Here is a 588-nt window from a genome sequence, read left to right as displayed (position 1 = left end):
GAGCAGCGCACGACCGGCCGGCGACAGGGCTCCCGCGCCGACGACACCGAGCCGGCCCGCCTCCGCGAGCACCGCCGTCACGGCGGACGCGGGCGGCACCGAGCGCGGCGTGCGCCAGCGCAGCGTGTCGAGCACCTGGTGCGCGGTCGGGGCGACCCCCTCCGGGACGTCGGCGAGCACCTGCAGGACCGCGGAGCGCAGCCGCGGCGCCCACGCCCGGTGCAGCTCGGGGTCGAGGGCCGCCCGGACCGCGCCGCGCTCGTCACGGCCTCCGACGAGCCACGGCGTCCGGGGAGTCGCGAGCCACGTCCGCGCGAGCGCCGACCAGCGCTGCGGGACGTCGAGGGCCGTCCAGTCGTCCAGCTCCAGGGTCGGCACGAACGACGGCGACTCCTCCCCGTCGTCGGCGACCAGCCCCGCGGCACCCGCGAGCTCGACGACGAACGCGGCCTCCGCCTCGTCGACCTCGAGCGTCGCCGCGACGCGCCGCAGCTCGCGCACACCGAGCCCGCCCGAGCGCAGCACGGGCGCCGGCTGCCGCTCCCACAGGTGCGCGACGCGGGCCACGAGCCGCACGACGTGCTCGCC

Annotated in this window: 1 pseudogene; it reads right to left on the bottom strand. The window is 79.4% G+C overall.

Annotated elements, in window-relative coordinates:
• Positions 1–588: pseudogene (locus tag CBZ_RS20350) on the bottom strand (helicase-associated domain-containing protein); the annotation flags it as partial.

Origin of the sequence: Cellulomonas biazotea (genome assembly GCF_004306155.1) — a bacterium.
Classification (GTDB): Bacteria; Actinomycetota; Actinomycetes; order Actinomycetales; family Cellulomonadaceae; genus Cellulomonas; species Cellulomonas biazotea.
Note: the sequence above shows the minus strand (reverse complement) of the source record. Positions and strands in the feature narration are given on the sequence as shown.